Origin of the sequence: Paenibacillus ihuae (assembly GCF_001368795.1) — a bacterium.
Taxonomy (GTDB): Bacteria; Bacillota; Bacilli; order Paenibacillales; family Paenibacillaceae; genus Paenibacillus_AQ; species Paenibacillus_AQ ihuae.
This window is the reverse complement of sequence record NZ_LN831198.1, coordinates 308,960-324,833: the sequence shown is the minus strand read 5'-3', so window position 1 is coordinate 324,833 and position 15,874 is coordinate 308,960. Positions and strand designations below refer to the sequence as shown.

The window sequence follows — 15,874 nt, the reverse complement described above, 5'->3', positions numbered from 1 at the left end:
GTTATGGCAAAATCACAGATACATTCCAATCACCGCATTGTCCAAGCCGGCAATTTCTTTGTCAGCGATATGGATGGAGAGAAGGTTATGGTAGGTATCCATTCCGGCAAATATTATAATCTCGGGCACATCGGGGGCAGGATCTGGGAGATCGTGCAAGTGCCCACCCTGCTGACAGATTTAATCTCAACACTTACTGCCGAATACGAAATCTCCAGCCAGGACTGTCTTGAGCAAGTTGTACCTTTCTTGGAAGAAATGAATAAAGAGCAGCTAATTGTACTCAGCGAGGATCAAATGGTGGTTCGGGGCTGGGAGTGAACACCTATAAATAAATTACTTAGAAGACTGAGGAAAGTCGTAGCGCTGGATTCAGGAAAAAAATTGATGCTGCTGGAAGCCTGTTTCTATCTGGCCTGGGCGAGAATTTTCAAGTTATTGCCCTTCTCCAAAGTCTCATCCGTACTAGGGAAACCCATGGAAGAAACATCATGGACTGAATATGAAACACAAGTTAACACTGCTCTACTCCACAACATCAGCTATTCCGTGCATCTCATGAGCCGCTATGTCTGGTGGGAAAGTATGTGTCTCGTTAAAGCTATAGCCATAATGAAGATGCTGGAGCGGCGGCGAATGGATAGCACTCTGTATTTGGGAACCTCCAGGGATGTGTCCGGCAAGCTGATTGCCCATGCCTGGCTGCGCAGCGGTTCCCTCTACCTTGCCGGGCAGGAAGAAATGGACAGATTCACTGTTGCCTTGACCTTCAGTAAAACCTATACCCACTAAGAATTAAAGGGGCGCACTTTCATGGATAACCCGTTCAAGCTGGATACAAGTGCTTTTCCCAAGGAATTAGTCTTACTGCTTCATTGGTTAAGCAGCGATCCTGCCCAAGCTTCAGGCCGCCCTCCAGAGCCGCCTTGGAACATGTATGACCCTGAGCTCTTTCTTGAACTTGCCCGTTTTCACCGTGTCTATCCCTTCCTCTATGCGCAGCTTAAGGATTCAGAAGCGCCTTCCGCCATTTTACAGCTGTTAAAAACCGAATATATGATCAATACGTTTCAGATGCTGCATCTGACCCGGGCGCTGGACCAGCTGTTCCGCCTGCTCAAGGACAATGGCATACCTGCCTTACTCCTTAAGGGGCCTGCTTTAGCCAAAGATTTGTATGGGGATACTTCTCTGCGCACCTGCAAAGATTTAGATATTCTCATTCCTCCGGATGAATTTGACCCTACTGACCGGTTGCTGCAGTCTTCAGGATTCATGCCGGACGATGCTTCACCGAGAATATACAACTGGAAAAAAACCCTCCACCACTGCTCTTATACAAATCAGACCACAGGAATCCAAGTGGAAATTCATTGGAAACTTCAGCCGGGCTCATGGCCGGAGCCAACGTTCGATGAACTTTGGTCCCGTAGACAGGAATGCTTTCACCAGGACAATCCGGTTTACCGGCCAGGCAATGAGGATTTATTGTTGTATCTGGCCGTGCACGGCGCCCGGCATAGCTGGTTCCGGCTGCGCTGGCTGCTCGATATCAGGCAGTTATTGAAGAAGGACCTGGACTGGCGTCTGATCACCGGGTTAATGAAACAGCAGAACAGCCATATTGCCGTAGGTCAAGCTCTCATTCTATGCAATCAACTGTTAGGCACACTGCCCCATCCCGCTATGCAGCGGCTTCTCTCTTCTTCCGCAAGTCAGTCTGCCGCGCAGACCGCCGCCCTCTACATAGCCCAAATGGAAAAACCTGATGCCTATGCCCTCAAATTTACCCGCTATTTATTAAGTTTGTTAAAGATGCGGCAGAAGCTCTCTTATCTCAAAAGCTTCTATTATCCCAGCTCCCAGGATGCCCTTACGCTGCCGCTGCCGTCTTTACTGCATTTTCTTTATTTCCCCATCCGTCCGCTGCTTCTCCTGTGGCGCAGGCTGAAATATAAGACCCGAGTAAGGGAGCTTTAGTTATGAAGGAAGTCTGGCCTTATTTCAAAAAATTACGCACAATCACCGGTATCAAGCTGTACATGAACTTTGTCAGCATGATGCTTATCAGCTCGCTTGAGGGGATCAGTATCGTTCTGCTCTTCCCCTTGCTCAGCCTCTCAGGGATTTTAGCGCAGACTACCAGCGGTAGCTTGTCCTACTTTAATTGGATCATCCAGCGTCTGAACATACTTCCCTCGCACTCCTATCTGCCGCTGATGCTGGTAATTTATGTGATTATCGTGATTCTTCAGGCCTGGCTGCAGCGCAATCAGACGATTGTGAACAGCCAAATTCAACAGGATTTCATGAAGGCCTTACGTTTAGAGGTCTACGAGTCTTTACTCAGCGCGAATTGGAATTTTTTCCTCAGAAAAAGAAATTCCGATCTGAATCATTTGATGACCACCGAGCTGATGCTGGTCAGCCAAGGTACGCAGCTTGTGCTGCGCCTGGCAACAACGATTATATTTACCCTTATTCAAATCGGCTTTGCTCTATGGCTGTCCGTGAAGCTGACGTTATTTGTACTTATTGGCGGGCTGCTCATGGCGCTGTTCTCCCGCAGATTCATCAGAAGTGCCCAAAGTCTGGGTGACCGTACCAATGAGCTGTCCAAAAGCTATCTCGGCGGTCTATCGGATCATTTCAGCGGCATGAAAGACACCAAGAGCAATATGCTGGAAGCTCAGCACCTGTCCTGGTTACGCGTTTTATGCACCCGGATGGAGCAGCATTATGTAAAGTTCGTCCGGCTTCAGACAACCTCCCAGTTTTTCTACAAGGTCACTTCTTCCCTGCTGATCGCCCTATTCGTGTTATTCTCCATGCAAGTTCTGCATGCTGAAGCCGGCCAGCTAATCCTGATTGTGATCGTCTTCTCCCGCCTGTGGCCTAAATTCACCTCGATGCAAGGGAACTGGGAGCAGATTGGCACGAATATTCCTGCATTCAAAAGGCTGAACCGGGTCATGAGCGAAACTAGGGAAGCAGCCGAACTAGATCCGGGATCGCCTTCTCTGTCCCACAGTATGATTCACCTTACCCAAAGCATTGAATGCCGGAATTTATTCTACAGGTATGAGAGCAAGAGCAAGAAATATGCCCTTCAGAATATTAATCTGCATATCCCTGTCAACAGCATGACTGCAATCGTCGGAAAATCCGGGGCCGGCAAAAGCACCCTGATCGACATTCTGACCGGTCTGATCGTACCGGAATCCGGTGAGATCCTGATTGATAATGACCCTGTAACCAGCCAGAACATGATTTCCTTAAGACGCTCTATCAGCTACGTCTCTCAAGACCCGTTCCTCTTCCATGCCAGCCTGCGGGAGAATCTGCTGATGCTGAATCAGGCAGCTTCCGAGGAGGAATTATGGACCGCGCTGGAGTTTGCCGCCGCCGCAGATTTTGTGCGGATGCTTCCGGACGGCCTGGATACCATTATCGGCGACCGCGGCATTAAACTCTCAGGTGGAGAAAGACAGCGGATTGTGCTGGCCAGAGCCATCCTGAAAAAGCCGTCCATCCTGGTGCTTGATGAAGCGACCAGCGCACTGGATGTAGAGAACGAGTTCAAAATCCAAACGGCCCTGGAACGGCTCAAAGGCTCTGTAACCTTAATCGTCATCGCCCACCGTCTTTCCACCATCCGCAATGCGGACCAGGTCATTGTGCTTGAAAAAGGACATATCGTACAGCAGGGCGGCTATCATCAGCTCTCCGGCGAGTCGAGGGGAACCTTTAACAAACTGCTCGGGGTTCAGGCGGATTCGCGTGTCATCACTTTTCCGGTCAAATAATGTGCCATACTTTCATATTGCGCTTTACCCATTTATCATATATATACAAATTGAATTATTTACAATAAATAATTATTCGTATTGCATAATTTATACCATTGGAAATATTATTAATTATTCATAGAGAGGAGCGTTTAAATGCTGAAAAAGACTATGCTTCTGGTGATTGCACTTCTGGTTGTATTCACCACCACCTCCTACGCTGCTGCCGCTGATATCAAAGGGCACTGGGCGGAGGGAACGATTCAGCAATGGCTGGATGAGGGCAAGGCACAGGGGTATGAGGACGGGGATTTTTATCCCGATAAGACGATTACCCGGGCTGAGTTTGTACGGCTCGTCAACACCGGATTTGGGTTTACTGTGAATCCTTCACTCAGCACTTCGCCATTTTCTGATGTCCTGACCACCGACTGGTTCTACAAGGACGCGCTTCAAGCATACGAGGATCAGATTATCACCGGCCCGGGTAATGGCGTCTTCCTTCCAGAGAGTAATGTCACCCGCCAGGAAGCAGCCAAAATCATCGCCAACATCATTCAGCCCGACGCTGCACCGCTAACCGCTATCACCTTCAGTGATAAGAATGACATTGCGGCATGGGCGCTTGATGAAGTTACGTTCCTCAGTAATCAATCGGTCATTCTCGGTTATCCCGACTCCACCTTTAAGCCGCTGCGGGACTTGTCCCGTGCAGAGGCGCTGGTCCTGATCGACAAAGCAGTGAAACTGGCCAATAAGCTGTATGGCACAGTAACGCTAGATAAGGCACCCACCTCCGGAATTCCGGTGAACCTGATTGATACGTCAACCAAGAAGGTCAGCGGCACTACCCTTAGCGGAGGAAACGGCAAGTACTCACTTACTGTCACCCCCGGAAGCTATGTGGCCGTCGCCAATACCGACAACGCCTACGCCGCCGTCCCGATCAAAATCAGCAAAAACAAGCTGAATGTGCTGGATCTGAACCTGGTCTCCAAGGTGCTGGTCAAGGGCAAAATTGTGAACCAATTCGGTGCAGTGCAGAGTAGCACCAAGGTTGTGCTCGACAATGGATTTACAACCTTTGATCTGACCTCTTCCGCCAGCGGAACTTACAGCATCTACCTTCCAGCCGATTATGAGTATTCGGTCTACTACCTGAATAAATTGGAAGCCTTCAAATTCCCGGTCAAAAAAGGGGATCCTAAGCTCGATGATCTTACCATCACGATCACCACACCTACCAGCAGCACTTCAACCCTCAGCACCGCGGACACCGTAGCACCGGTGACCACCTATACCACCAAACCTCTTTCCAACGGATCTTACATCGACAGACTGGAGATTACATTATCCGCAACAGATAATTCTTCGGGCGTAAGCAAGATCCAGTATCGGATCAATGGCGGCTCATGGATCGATTATACGAGTCCATTTATTGTAGATGCTGCAACCGTCGAGAAGGTCGAATACTACAGTGTAGATAAGGCCGGCAACTCGGAGACCCTGCATGTCATGGACTTCAATAAAGGTACTGTGAGTTTCGTAGTAACCAGTCAAAGGAGGTTCTAACGTGGAAAAGGATGTCTATTCAGCAGACAGCATCAGCCGGAAAATATGGATGACACCGAAGCTTGAGGTGCTCGATATTGAACAGACCTATGCTGAAGATAACTACTGGGAGTTCAAGGAGTTTGGCGGCTTCTGGAAAAGAAACCAGGTAACTCTCGGAGACAGCTAACCAAAAATCCTGCGACTGCTGCCGGTGCTCTCCCGGCAGACAGAACGCAGGATTTTTTTTGGGATTTCCAGCGGTCAGTTTTCAAATATACTTTGTCCGGCAGCATAGACATATGTCAAGTTGACCTCACCTGCTGCGGCAACATCGATATTATATGCACCTGAAGTGACACGTACTTCCAGCCAGCCTGCAACGATCTCCAGCGATATTTTATAATCCAATGGTGATGTCCCGTATTGGTACAGCGGGGTCTCCTTAAGCTTTGAGTACCCGCTTACATGGTTTAGCACATTCGTTGCGTTATTTTTGATTACTACATCGATCTGTTTCCGGTCTATCTCTTCCGTCCCCCGCTTACCCACCGTAAATCTGACGGTTAAAAGTCCCGTGGAATTGGGATAATTTAATCCAATTTTATATACAATCAGTGTTTGTCCTGCGTCCGCCTTCCCCCCGGCAGGGGTTAGAATCTTCGTTCGTTCCAAGACGGGAGTGGTTTTGATCTGTAATGGTTTAGTAAATGTCATGAAAGGAGATAACCGGGAGTCAAACTGAGGGTAACTCTCTGACTGATAAATGGTGTGGTCTATGTGGATACTGATATACTTATTGTGCTCCTTAGGGATAACCGCCGGATCATAGCTTGGATCAACCGAAATAATGCCCTTCAACAAGTCAAAGAATCCAAAACAGTTCGTCAGGCTGATTCTGTTCGGCATATTGAACAATACGATACAGCTATCCGTATTCCCCCCGGCAGAAGCCATCTGGCAATTATTTACGGAAATGAGATTCCCCTGATTTTTGGCCATATTCGATTCATACCCCGCAAAGTTATATACGACAGGAAGACCGCTGCCCTCGGCTCCAAACCGGGAATCTTCTATGAACAGACCCTGTTGTCCGGCATTGTTCTCATAATTATCAACCCAGCGTGCTCCCGCTCCAATCGTCGGAACAAAGACAGAACTTCGGATCACTAGGTTTCCGTCATTATAGACTGCTGCCCCTGCCCAGCCACTATGGGTAACCCAGCAACTATCAATAATCATTTTATCGCAGTAATTTTTTACGAAAACATCCGTTTTCCAGGAAATGCAGCGAAGAAGATGAACGATCTTGCTCCGGTTGCCGGTGAAACTGACTGTATCCAGACCTATCAAGCACTTATGGAAGACTACATCCTCCAGCTTGGTCATCGAGGCATCTACATCACCACTGATTTCTATAGCCGATGAATATCCTACAAAGGTTAAATTTCGAAGTTCTAAACGATGTCCGGCAGTGTTATTCCCTACAAAACATTTAACGTCCCTGCTGGAAGAAGCAGACTTTAAAATCGCCTGACCTTCCGACACGAGGTCAATTCCCTTGTAGATCGTTATCGCGGCACTGGTAGTATATATTTTAGCGTTGAAGATCAACTTGGTTTTGGTTTCATAGTATAAGCTGTTTCCAATCGTATTCTCGCCAACCTTTAAATTCTTCGCATAGTTAATCGCTCTTTGTATTCTTCCCGTATCATCCGTTTCCGGGGCTATTCTTGGATAGTCTTCCACTTGAACACCAATAGAGCACTTAATTGTATCCAGTAAAGCAGGCAATCCTTGAACAAGGTCCACCTTAATACATCTTATCCGTAGATTCTGCGCTGTTCATATTACTTGGTTCATTTAGGTCAGCCAAGTTACCCCCCTCCTATCTCAGCGTTATAAATCCGCATTACCTTGTTAATATATTCATTGTACTGCTGGCTCGCCTGTTGCTTGCTTGCCTATTTTTCCAGCGGGTGTTCAGGCAATCACACTATTGATTCTGTGCATCAAACGAAAAATAATGATACTATGAATGATGGGTAAAAGAGCTTGCTATAGATTTTATCGTTTTTATATATTGCAACAGGAGAAGATAACATGGAACCGAATTTTTGGATGGATTTACCGAAGCCGTTTTTTATATTAGCTCCAATGGAAGATGTCACAGATATTGTATTTCGTCAGGTCATTAGAGAAGCTGCAACACCCGACGTATTTTTCACGGAATTCACAAGTACAGAAAATTATTGTAACCCTGTTGGAAAAGAAAATGTAGGTGGCCGGTTAATGTTCACGGCTGATGAGCAACCGATTGTCGCTCATATTTGGGGCAATAGACCTGCACTTTTTGAACAGATGAGTATTGATATGCAAAAACTTGGTTTTCGTGGTATCGATATAAACATGGGATGCCCGGCACAAAACGCCGCATCCAGTGGAAAAGGGGCTGGATTAATACGCCATCCTGAAGTTGCAGCAGAAATTATTCAAGCAGCAAAAGCAGGTGGATTGCCGGTTAGTGTTAAAACAAGATTGGGTTACTCTAAAATTGATGAGTGGCGCGATTGGTTAGGACATATATTGAAACAAGATATTGCGAATCTTTCCATTCACCTTCGTACAAAAAAAGAGAAAAGCAGAGTAGCGGCACACTGGGAACTAATTCATGAAATAAAAAAATTGCGCGATGAAATTGCTCCAACTACGTTGTTAACCATTAATGGAGATATTCCGGACCGCGCAACAGGATTAAAAATAGTTGAACAACACGGCGTTGATGGTATCATGATTGGCCGCGGTATTTTCACCAATCCATTTGCTTTTGAAAAAGAACCCAAAGAACATAGCGCGAAGGATTTTCTCAATTTACTTCTTTTACAGTTGGATCTGCACGATAAATATTCAACAGAAACCCTGCCGCGTTCATTTAAACCACTTCTTCGCTTTTTCAAAATCTATACTCGTGGATTTAGAGGTGCAGACGAACTAAGAAACCAATTAATGGATACCACGTCAACAGACGAAGTTCGCCGTTTAGTAAAACCTCTTTTAGATCAAGTATTAGATTGATGTATCCCCCCTTTAAAATCATCAAGTTTGCATATGAAATACCCAGAAAAAAAAAAGAGACCTTTCGTATATAACTACGAAAGGTCTCTTTTTTAACACGATTTGGTCAATGCAGGTTTCCTATCAAGAAAACCCTTATTACATCATGCCGCCCATCAACAGATTAAACGTACATTATGCGAATACAGCGCCATTACTGAAGAATTAATTTAAGCAAAGCGTGCATTTTTCGCAATAAGTGCATTATCAAACCTACCTTTATGGGCAAATTATGGGCAAGTGGATTTGAGCCTCTAATATTAAGGAGGCTGATTATTATGAAATTAGAAGATGTAACTCTGGGGTTCCGTGTCTCAATCACCGATGGTCACTGGAAAGATCGTACTGGCACAGTCATTGCGATCGGTACAAGAACCATTCTGCTCGACATCGGAGAGCCGTTACTGATCAGTGAGCTACCTGAACACCTGGAGCCGGCTCCTGTAGATCCACTTCCGCCAGGTTGGGAAGAATTCGATATATAAAACAGAATCCCCTGTCAGCCATTACGGCCATTACGGCCAGCAGGGGCTTCTGTTTTATTATAGGTGACTCTTTAAGACATCACCCAGATCAGCAGTGTATCTGGTGAGTCGTAGGCTGATTTCGGATCGCATCACATCGCGAGTAATTCCAAACCGTTCCTGGTAACCACGATAGAATATTTTGTAATAGGAAATAAATTCGTCCTGTTCGTCAGCAATAAATCTGACATTCAGATGCCTCAATTCTTTTTGAAGCTTGTATGTATCCTGCATAATTTTATTTTGAATAAATCTTCCGGCCAGTAAGTAAAGCTTGGTAAGTATGTTACCTGAGTTTTCTATTTCTTTCATACTCCTGCTTAACATCGTGTCTATATGAGGTAACAAGATTAAATCGCGTACCATAGAAAGTTCTTCGGATGTTAGTATATTATTTCGTATCCCCTTATCCCTGTGTTTCTCCTCATACTGCTCCACATGTTCAGTCAATAACATTTTCGATTTCCACCGCTCATTGCCATCCAATTTGGTCACAATGACCCCTCCCTAATGGTAAACCAAGTAATCCATGCATTGCTTTTATTATGCTTCCGCGAACCCGGATAATGCGCTTAAACTCATCGAAGTTTCAATCTCTTAGCACTCTCAATGCCCGTGGTGTATGTCCTTGCCGCTTTATATATCCCTTTTCTTCTAACTTATCCAAGAGGCCTTGTGTTGTTGAGCTAGATGTAAGGCCGATCTCTTCTGAAATCTCTCGTACAGTCGGGGGGTAGCCCTGAGCCTCTGTCAGTTTAATAATAGCCTGCAGTGCAGCGCGTTGTCGGTATGTTATTGGCTTCATGCTACAACACCTCTCTTTATAAGTCTCCAAGCGAGGATGTTATCGGTAAGAAATACCCGCGGCGCACCGGTAGTCAAGCAGGTCGCCCGTATGTGGCCGCCTTTGATGCCATTTACCTCGATCTTACGCTGCGTAATCTCTCCAGACTTTGCTTGATATACAATTTCAATGGTTTGGCCGATGCTCATTTTCATGCTGCTCGCCTCCAAAAATAAGAACATTTGTTTGTATTATAACCAAACATGCGTTCGTTAATCAATGGAAACTTTTTTGGATATCGCTTAAACCATCGCAATAAATTATAATGATCAAAAATGCTAAGGTGTGAAGACATGGACAAGAAATTAAAACAAAATTTAAAGACAGCAGCTATTAAGCGGGAAATGATTGTGGCATGGCTCACAAACGGAGAAAAAATAAAGGGTATTGCTGAGGTAACAGCAGATCCGGATAGGATAAAAATCAACACGATTGAAGGCCCGGTGTGGGTACCTTTTGGCGAAGTTGAGAGTGTGTCTCGAGTAGTGCGCTTAAGGATTGAGGGAGAAACCACTGAATAAAAAAGCCCACCAGCTGAAAGCCAGTGGGCAGAATACTTACTGTTTGGTCAATGCAGTCGCTTTATAAGTAAGATAAGCCTTCTCGACGGCAGCCCTAATCTCCTCTGGCGCCACCTTAATGCCCCGCACCTCCAGTTGATCAGAGGCATATGCCAAAGCCTGCTGTAGCTTATCTGCCCCACCTAAGTCCTTGTATACTGTCTGCGCATAGGCAAAGCCCTCCGTAGAAATCTTATGCAGCAGTTCCCGCTGAGACACAGATAGCTTAGCATCAAACCAGGCGTCCGCCTTTATCTGTAGCAATGATATCGTCCGTAGGATTACAGTGGCAAGAACTCCGACAATAGCCACCACGGCAGCAGTAATATAGGGCTGTGCTTGATCAATAAATGATTGCATAGTATCCTCTCCTATTCAGTAGGCATCCCCGCGGCACGCCGCAGGTGATTTGCTGTATTGTTGTAATAAGCCATGGCCGTCTTGTCACCCTTCACCTTTGCCGCAGTCCAGCCCGGAGAAAGCCACCGGAACACAAGCTCCTGGACGTTGCTCTTCGGCAGCTGCGTGAACGGCGCTGACGATCCTGGCTGCAAGGGTATCCTGGCAGCCATCCGCAGGTTATTCGCCAGGTTATGAAGATGCAGCGTGCCTGCCGAGTCACCGGCCTGCCGGGCAGCGAACCATGCCGGCGATACATATTCATCAATAAGTGTCTGGGCAACATTAGCCGGCAGCTGCACAGCAGTAGGAGCAACGATCACGACAGGTTCCTGCTGCATTTCTTTGGCAACATCATACAGAAGATCCTTCAGCGTTTTGTCGGCAGTCTTCAACGCCTGGTCAATATCGCTCTTACGTGTTGGGTCCAGCTGCTTGTGCGATGGAATATGCGTCAGGGGGTTAAGCCCCCACTTGTCACAGCAATAAGCCAGATACCACACAAATCGCTTGTACGCCTCGGGAAAGTCGATCTTACCGCCGTAGCAGAGCTCCACACCCAGGGCGATGTCGTTCGCGTCGTCTCCATACTTTTCGTTATCCGCTGTCACATTGTAGAGCACATGCCAAGCTTTCTCAGCCGGATCCGTCCCGGTTCCCGTAGGGATGATCTCCAGGATCTTCTTGTCATCGATGAAGACCTGCGCGGAGGCCGAGCGGTTAACAAGACCTTGGAAATATTCGAAGTGTTTATCCGCTGTAGCCCCGGGATTACCCGTATCATGGGCAACTAAAAAGCCCGGCGTTCCCGATACAAGCCGAGAGCCGGGCCGAACGTTCTGGCGCTTGTCTATGTAGCGCCGTTCGATCGTGTATTTATCTTTGATCAAGTCTATCCCTCCTTATGCTGATTTATTGTTATCCGGATGATCGGGCTTGGCTGGATTGTTTTTCGACTTGTCCTCTGATAATTGAAGTAGGAAGTCTTTCATGGCCTGCGGCAATGGAACGCCAAGGACTCCAAGATTTTCAACCACAGATAAACCTTCACGGCCAGCGTAAAAGTAAATGGCGGCCGTCCGAAAGATCGGCGCTCCCGGCTGAATCCAATCATCCATCAATGAGGACAGCCCTACGACAAAAAGCACTACCGCCTTTCGCACGCCGCCCCAAAACATTACGTCACTGCTCACTGTCTTGGTCTTGACCGCCCCCATGACACCAGTTGCATAATCGCCGCACATTAGGACGATAAGCACAAGCAGCCCCTTGTCCCACCCGCCCAGCAGCCCGGCTACCGTTGCCAATACTCCCGCCATAGCTGTTGCTCCCCCCGTGGCAACCTCACGGCTTCCAGATCCGATAGCAGCCGTGTATATGATTGTTGTTAATTGCTTGATGTGATTGAACATTCCCTCGCTCCCCTCTGTCTATATAACTTTTATGACAATGCAAAAACACGCCCTTGTGCAGGCGTGTCGTCTATGTGCTATTCAGTTTCTGCATGCCGGAGCCTCACCTCCCTTGCTGCGCAGTATGATCCTATTACGTCCTATTCTTACAGACTCGATTTTAAGTAACGCCCATACATGAACCATGTTAATGAGACTGTGGTTAATGGTCCAAAAGGATAGGTATACTCGAACATGCTAACAATTAGCATAAAAAGTAATAAGTATAGAGATAAATTATTATCCTTTCTGATAATGATCGAGTATAACGTTTTTACCCATAAAGATATATACAAAACGGCTACAGGGAATGATCCCAAAACTCCAAACTGAAGGAATTTATTTAACAGGAAATTATGAGGTTGGGTATTAATATAAGAGCTTTCTATTAATTCCCCGAAAAAAGGGTGAACTTTTAGGAAATCAATTACTTTAATATAGACGTCAAACCTTCCTGCGCTAATAGAGTTTAAATCAGTCGAGATATAATTCAAAAAGAACGACTCTTTAATAAGTTCATAGATAGGGTTTAGAAAACCGAAAATGTAAGCTAATGATATTAAAAAAATAAAAAGAATAGTTTTACTACACTGCCAAGAGTATTTTTAAGCCTAACATTTATAAGGGTATTGACTCCAATACAAATAGTCAATGCGAGTAAGCCTGATCTATTCCTTATAATTAATGCACATGAGATGCTTGTAATTAACAACAAAAAGCAAATAATTTTCGAACTTACTTTTAATTTATTTTTTTGTTCCTTTAACTTAAAAAACAAAATAATGACACTACTCGCGATAAATGGACCGACTTGATTTTTTGAAGAAATAAGGTATTGAGCAGATATTTGAAACCCACTACCCATAAAATATACTAAAAACAAGGCCAGCAAAGTTGTTAAAAGAACATACATATTAAGGAGTTTTTCAAGTTTGAACGAAGTTATATGGCCTATTGCTAACAGAGCAAATGGCATAGTTATTTCTAATGCTGGTGAAAGTATTATTCTGCTGTTAAAAAAACTCAATGCTAAACACATTACATAAGTTAGATATATGATCAACATATAAAAACGGTAGTAAGCAGTCGTTACGATCTTTAGTTTTGGTACGGTTATGGCTACAGTTACTGCAAGCAACATATATAGTAAAATTCTTATGTCACTGTAAATATCCGTACCCAGGAAAAATTGAATAAAAACAGTCGAAAGAATACTTAAACTGACTAAAAATCTTGAGGCACGGCTATCAATAGATTTAGTTTCAATGAGAATGTCTGATAAATACAATGATATCTCTCCCTAATGGTTATTATTAGATAATATTACCATAAGGATCAATCAACCCCTGTAATTATTATTACAGGGATTGATAAATATTACATTTCAACAAATTTTTAAAACCTATCGAATAACCATTTATATTACACTCACCTTTCCAATACCTCCTCCTACTCCTGAGCCAAAATCAGAAAAATTAGCTAATCCTCTATATTCAATGACAATGTAGCTTTTTGGCGCTTGATCGTTAGTAAGTGCGACAGCATCATCCATAAATTGAAAACTAAGACTCACCACTCCTGTGTCAACGACTACCTGCTCATTTGCTGGAATTAACTCAACTCCATATTTAGGTGTTCCGTCTGGAAATGTATATTGAAATGATGCTGGGGTTACATATCCATCAATGAACTTAAAATTAACTTGCAATTTATTAACAGTTGCAGTATCAACGGCTGGACAGAATAGTTTCATAGATGTTATTACTGTATTATAGGGAATTCTAACACTCAGTCCTTGGGCAATTGTTTTACCTGACACATTATTCCCGTACACAATCTTTTTATAGTCTGCGTAATCTGATTGAAAAACGCTAGGCATAAACACACCTCTGGAGGCATTAGGGTTGTCAATTATAACCTTTCGAATACGATAACCTGCGTCCAGTGCTTGTTTAAAGGTTAATTCACTACCGTTCAAAAGTTTGAAACTAAGATACGGATACCCCTCATGACCTAACGCTGATATATTAGTGTTGTTTATAAATAGTGCATTTGCCGGGGGGCTACCTGCTATTACATGGTCTAAAGGCCCAATATCGAACCTATTGTTTGTTAAAATGCTATCTGCGATCCTTAAGCATGCCCCGTTACCAATTCTTGCAATCCTTGCATTGTCAGGTACTGTTCCTGTGCCCGCACCGGCAAAAAAGTTAAGCCCATTTACATTTACTTGTCCATAATCTAAGTCGAAAAAGATAGTGTCAACGATGGTACGTGTTTCCGAACGATTATTAAGAAAATTAAAGGAACCTCCTGGATCATTACCTCCAGTAGTTTTTATAAACCGTTCGCCATTTGATGAGATTAAAAATTCACAATTTTCAGCAGTGAAACTACCTGAGTATGTGTTATAAAAGTTAAATATTATGCCGTTTATGGTTGTCGGTTGGATATAGCACTTAACGAATTTCCAATTGACCGCCTCTCCGTTAAGACAGTTAAAAAGTATATTAAACGCACCGAAGAGACAATTTTCAATATATCCGTTATCTGCCATGGTAGATCCGTCAATATTGAATATGACATCGTACCCCCTGCTCATAAAGCCACAGCCGATCCTTACGTTTTCAAAAACTGGGGTGACAAATTCAATTCGGGATTTCCCCGTACCTTTAAGGTCGATGAACTTGCCGATTCTTGTGGCTCCCGTCTGCGTGAATACATCAACATCGAAATTACGGTACTTTGGGGCATACATTTTATATGCATTGTCAATCAAAACATCGGTTGTTTGCAGCACCTCATGAAATATTTGAGCACTATTTCCTTCAAAATCAATCAATACCGCCCTTACAGAATCGTCCTGACACCCCATTAGATTATTACCACGAACAAAATAGGCTCCGTTCGGTGAAGCTTCCACTGTAACTTTAGGCCGCTTGATAAAATAAGGTGTGCCTTTAACACTTGCCTGGAGTGCGAATTTGAACGCCCGTCGAAAAGCATCTGAACTGTCTGTGCCCGTTGGTAGATTACTTCCTCCGGTATCGTTAACAGGGGGCGCGGCATCTGGCACAGCCCCAAACCAGTCCACCTTCACCTTATAATGCACAATGGTAGGCGTGGATACATCATTCCAGATACCTACATTTTGTGTTGCTACCTGCGCTGTTGCATCTTCAAATTCGAATATATTGTAATATCCAGCATCAATATAAGCGTTGATGGTAAGCGTTACTCCACTTTTCACCCTCAACTTCCCGCCATTACGAAATATAAGCCTAATTTTACTGCCGATTGTGATACTGCTGCTTATACTGATAACGCTGCCGATGTTTAAAGTTAAGGGGATATTCAGCGCAGTAGCGCTTTGAATATCCGTTTGAGAAAAAACAGCTGTCGCCATATCCGCCAACTGCGCGCTAACGGTATCGTGCTCATCGTCAAGCCGCTGCTTCAATGTGGTGTATGTTTCCCCTGTTGAGCTCACCCGGGCCTGCGCTGCTTCAACGCTGCTGTCACCAGAAATGACGGCTTCATTAAGCTGTTGCTGCACGCTGTCCACAGCCGCTTTCATGTTGCCGGCACCAGCTACTGGACCCGTATATGCTATGTGCTCAGCAGCGTGGGCTGCGGTCGAATC

17 protein-coding genes and 1 pseudogene are annotated in these 15,874 nt (G+C 44.8%); 9 read left to right on the top strand and 9 right to left on the bottom strand.

Annotation, left to right across the window (positions count from 1 at the left end):
• The first annotated feature begins 3 nt into the window (after positions 1–3).
• The 6 genes from AQR02_RS01480 to AQR02_RS32200 all read left to right on the top strand — a co-directional run bounded on the left by AQR02_RS01480 (position 4) and on the right by AQR02_RS32200 (position 5,529).
• On the top strand, positions 4–321 hold the full coding sequence (locus AQR02_RS01480) for a lasso peptide biosynthesis PqqD family chaperone (protein ID WP_054939084.1): 318 nt from the start codon (positions 4–6) through the stop codon (positions 319–321).
• Between the two features lie 66 nt (positions 322–387).
• The gene (locus tag AQR02_RS01475; protein WP_054939083.1) at positions 388–792 is read left to right on the top strand and encodes a lasso peptide biosynthesis B2 protein; all 405 of its coding nucleotides are present in this window, start codon (positions 388–390) and stop codon (positions 790–792) included.
• Positions 793–813: 21 nt separating this feature from the next.
• On the top strand, positions 814–1,980 hold the full coding sequence (locus AQR02_RS01470; RefSeq protein ID WP_054939082.1) for a nucleotidyltransferase domain-containing protein: 1,167 nt from the start codon (positions 814–816) through the stop codon (positions 1,978–1,980).
• 2 nt (positions 1,981–1,982) lie between these two features.
• Positions 1,983–3,806 carry an ABC transporter ATP-binding protein gene (locus AQR02_RS01465; protein ID WP_054939081.1) on the top strand — a complete coding sequence of 608 codons (1,824 nt, stop codon included), beginning with the start codon at positions 1,983–1,985 and terminating at the stop codon, positions 3,804–3,806.
• Between the two features lie 138 nt (positions 3,807–3,944).
• Complete coding sequence (locus AQR02_RS01460) at positions 3,945–5,360, top strand: S-layer homology domain-containing protein (RefSeq protein WP_054939080.1); 1,416 nt, start codon at positions 3,945–3,947, stop codon at positions 5,358–5,360.
• Position 5,361: 1 nt separating this feature from the next.
• A complete protein-coding gene (locus tag AQR02_RS32200) occupies positions 5,362–5,529 on the top strand; it encodes a hypothetical protein (protein WP_159067660.1) in 168 nt (55 codons plus the stop codon).
• Between the two features lie 74 nt (positions 5,530–5,603).
• Here AQR02_RS32200 and AQR02_RS01455 read toward each other — a convergent pair whose 3' ends face one another.
• Positions 5,604–7,151 carry a hypothetical protein gene (locus tag AQR02_RS01455; RefSeq protein WP_148449045.1) on the bottom strand — a complete coding sequence of 516 codons (1,548 nt, stop codon included), beginning with the start codon at positions 7,149–7,151 and terminating at the stop codon, positions 5,604–5,606.
• A 291-nt stretch (positions 7,152–7,442) separates the two neighbouring features.
• On the opposite strand from AQR02_RS01455, the gene AQR02_RS01450 reads away from it, so the two are divergent.
• Positions 7,443–8,414 carry a tRNA dihydrouridine synthase gene (locus AQR02_RS01450; protein WP_054939078.1) on the top strand — a complete coding sequence of 324 codons (972 nt, stop codon included), beginning with the start codon at positions 7,443–7,445 and terminating at the stop codon, positions 8,412–8,414.
• Between the two features lie 317 nt (positions 8,415–8,731).
• Positions 8,732–8,938 (top strand): hypothetical protein, encoded by a 207-nt coding sequence (locus tag AQR02_RS01445; protein ID WP_054939077.1) that lies wholly within the window; start codon positions 8,732–8,734, stop codon positions 8,936–8,938.
• 57 nt (positions 8,939–8,995) lie between these two features.
• Here AQR02_RS01445 and AQR02_RS01440 read toward each other — a convergent pair whose 3' ends face one another.
• The 3 genes from AQR02_RS01440 to AQR02_RS01430 all read right to left on the bottom strand — a co-directional run bounded on the left by AQR02_RS01440 (position 8,996) and on the right by AQR02_RS01430 (position 9,976).
• Complete coding sequence (locus AQR02_RS01440; RefSeq protein WP_054939076.1) at positions 8,996–9,472, bottom strand: YhjD family protein; 477 nt, start codon at positions 9,470–9,472, stop codon at positions 8,996–8,998.
• A gap of 94 nt (positions 9,473–9,566) precedes the next feature.
• Positions 9,567–9,782, bottom strand: coding sequence for a LexA family protein (locus AQR02_RS35405; protein WP_054939075.1), 216 nt, complete (start codon positions 9,780–9,782; stop codon positions 9,567–9,569).
• Positions 9,779–9,976 (bottom strand): hypothetical protein, encoded by a 198-nt coding sequence (locus AQR02_RS01430; protein WP_054939074.1) that lies wholly within the window; start codon positions 9,974–9,976, stop codon positions 9,779–9,781. The genes AQR02_RS35405 and AQR02_RS01430 overlap by 4 nt, the downstream gene beginning before the upstream one ends.
• A 138-nt stretch (positions 9,977–10,114) precedes the next feature.
• On the opposite strand from AQR02_RS01430, the gene AQR02_RS01425 reads away from it, so the two are divergent.
• Complete coding sequence (locus tag AQR02_RS01425; RefSeq protein ID WP_054939073.1) at positions 10,115–10,342, top strand: hypothetical protein; 228 nt, start codon at positions 10,115–10,117, stop codon at positions 10,340–10,342.
• A gap of 36 nt (positions 10,343–10,378) precedes the next feature.
• Here the strand turns inward: AQR02_RS01425 and AQR02_RS01420 are convergent, their stop codons facing one another.
• The 5 genes and pseudogenes from AQR02_RS01420 to AQR02_RS01400 form a co-directional block, all read right to left on the bottom strand.
• A complete protein-coding gene (locus AQR02_RS01420) occupies positions 10,379–10,741 on the bottom strand; it encodes a phage holin, LLH family (RefSeq protein ID WP_054939072.1) in 363 nt (120 codons plus the stop codon).
• A gap of 11 nt (positions 10,742–10,752) precedes the next feature.
• The gene (locus AQR02_RS01415; protein ID WP_054939071.1) at positions 10,753–11,670 is read right to left on the bottom strand and encodes a peptidoglycan recognition protein family protein; all 918 of its coding nucleotides are present in this window, start codon (positions 11,668–11,670) and stop codon (positions 10,753–10,755) included.
• A 12-nt stretch (positions 11,671–11,682) separates the two neighbouring features.
• Entirely contained in the window at positions 11,683–12,192 is a 510-nt protein-coding gene (locus AQR02_RS01410) for a phage holin family protein (protein WP_082451540.1), read from the bottom strand.
• A 598-nt stretch (positions 12,193–12,790) separates the two neighbouring features.
• Positions 12,791–13,519 carry a hypothetical protein gene (locus AQR02_RS01405; RefSeq protein ID WP_054939070.1) on the bottom strand — a complete coding sequence of 243 codons (729 nt, stop codon included), beginning with the start codon at positions 13,517–13,519 and terminating at the stop codon, positions 12,791–12,793.
• 129 nt (positions 13,520–13,648) lie between these two features.
• Positions 13,649–15,874, bottom strand: a pseudogene (locus tag AQR02_RS01400) (hypothetical protein); the annotation flags it as partial.

Excerpts from the sequence above, each read along its gene's own strand:
- AQR02_RS01430 (WP_054939074.1), bottom strand. The coding sequence starts at position 9,976 with ATGAAAATGAGCATCGGCCAAACCATTGAAATTGTATATCAAGCAAAG.
- AQR02_RS01450 (WP_054939078.1), top strand. The coding sequence starts at position 7,443 with ATGGAACCGAATTTTTGGATGGATTTACCGAAGCCGTTTTTTATATTA.
- AQR02_RS01420 (WP_054939072.1), bottom strand. The coding sequence starts at position 10,741 with ATGCAATCATTTATTGATCAAGCACAGCCCTATATTACTGCTGCCGTG.
- AQR02_RS01465 (WP_054939081.1), top strand. The coding sequence starts at position 1,983 with ATGAAGGAAGTCTGGCCTTATTTCAAAAAATTACGCACAATCACCGGT.
- AQR02_RS01460 (WP_054939080.1), top strand. The coding sequence starts at position 3,945 with ATGCTGAAAAAGACTATGCTTCTGGTGATTGCACTTCTGGTTGTATTC.
- AQR02_RS01410 (WP_082451540.1), bottom strand. The coding sequence starts at position 12,192 with ATGTTCAATCACATCAAGCAATTAACAACAATCATATACACGGCTGCT.
- AQR02_RS01475 (WP_054939083.1), top strand. The coding sequence starts at position 388 with ATGCTGCTGGAAGCCTGTTTCTATCTGGCCTGGGCGAGAATTTTCAAG.
- AQR02_RS01470 (WP_054939082.1), top strand. The coding sequence starts at position 814 with ATGGATAACCCGTTCAAGCTGGATACAAGTGCTTTTCCCAAGGAATTA.
- AQR02_RS35405 (WP_054939075.1), bottom strand. The coding sequence starts at position 9,782 with ATGAAGCCAATAACATACCGACAACGCGCTGCACTGCAGGCTATTATT.
- AQR02_RS01425 (WP_054939073.1), top strand. The coding sequence starts at position 10,115 with ATGGACAAGAAATTAAAACAAAATTTAAAGACAGCAGCTATTAAGCGG.
- AQR02_RS01480 (WP_054939084.1), top strand. The coding sequence starts at position 4 with ATGGCAAAATCACAGATACATTCCAATCACCGCATTGTCCAAGCCGGC.
- AQR02_RS01445 (WP_054939077.1), top strand. The coding sequence starts at position 8,732 with ATGAAATTAGAAGATGTAACTCTGGGGTTCCGTGTCTCAATCACCGAT.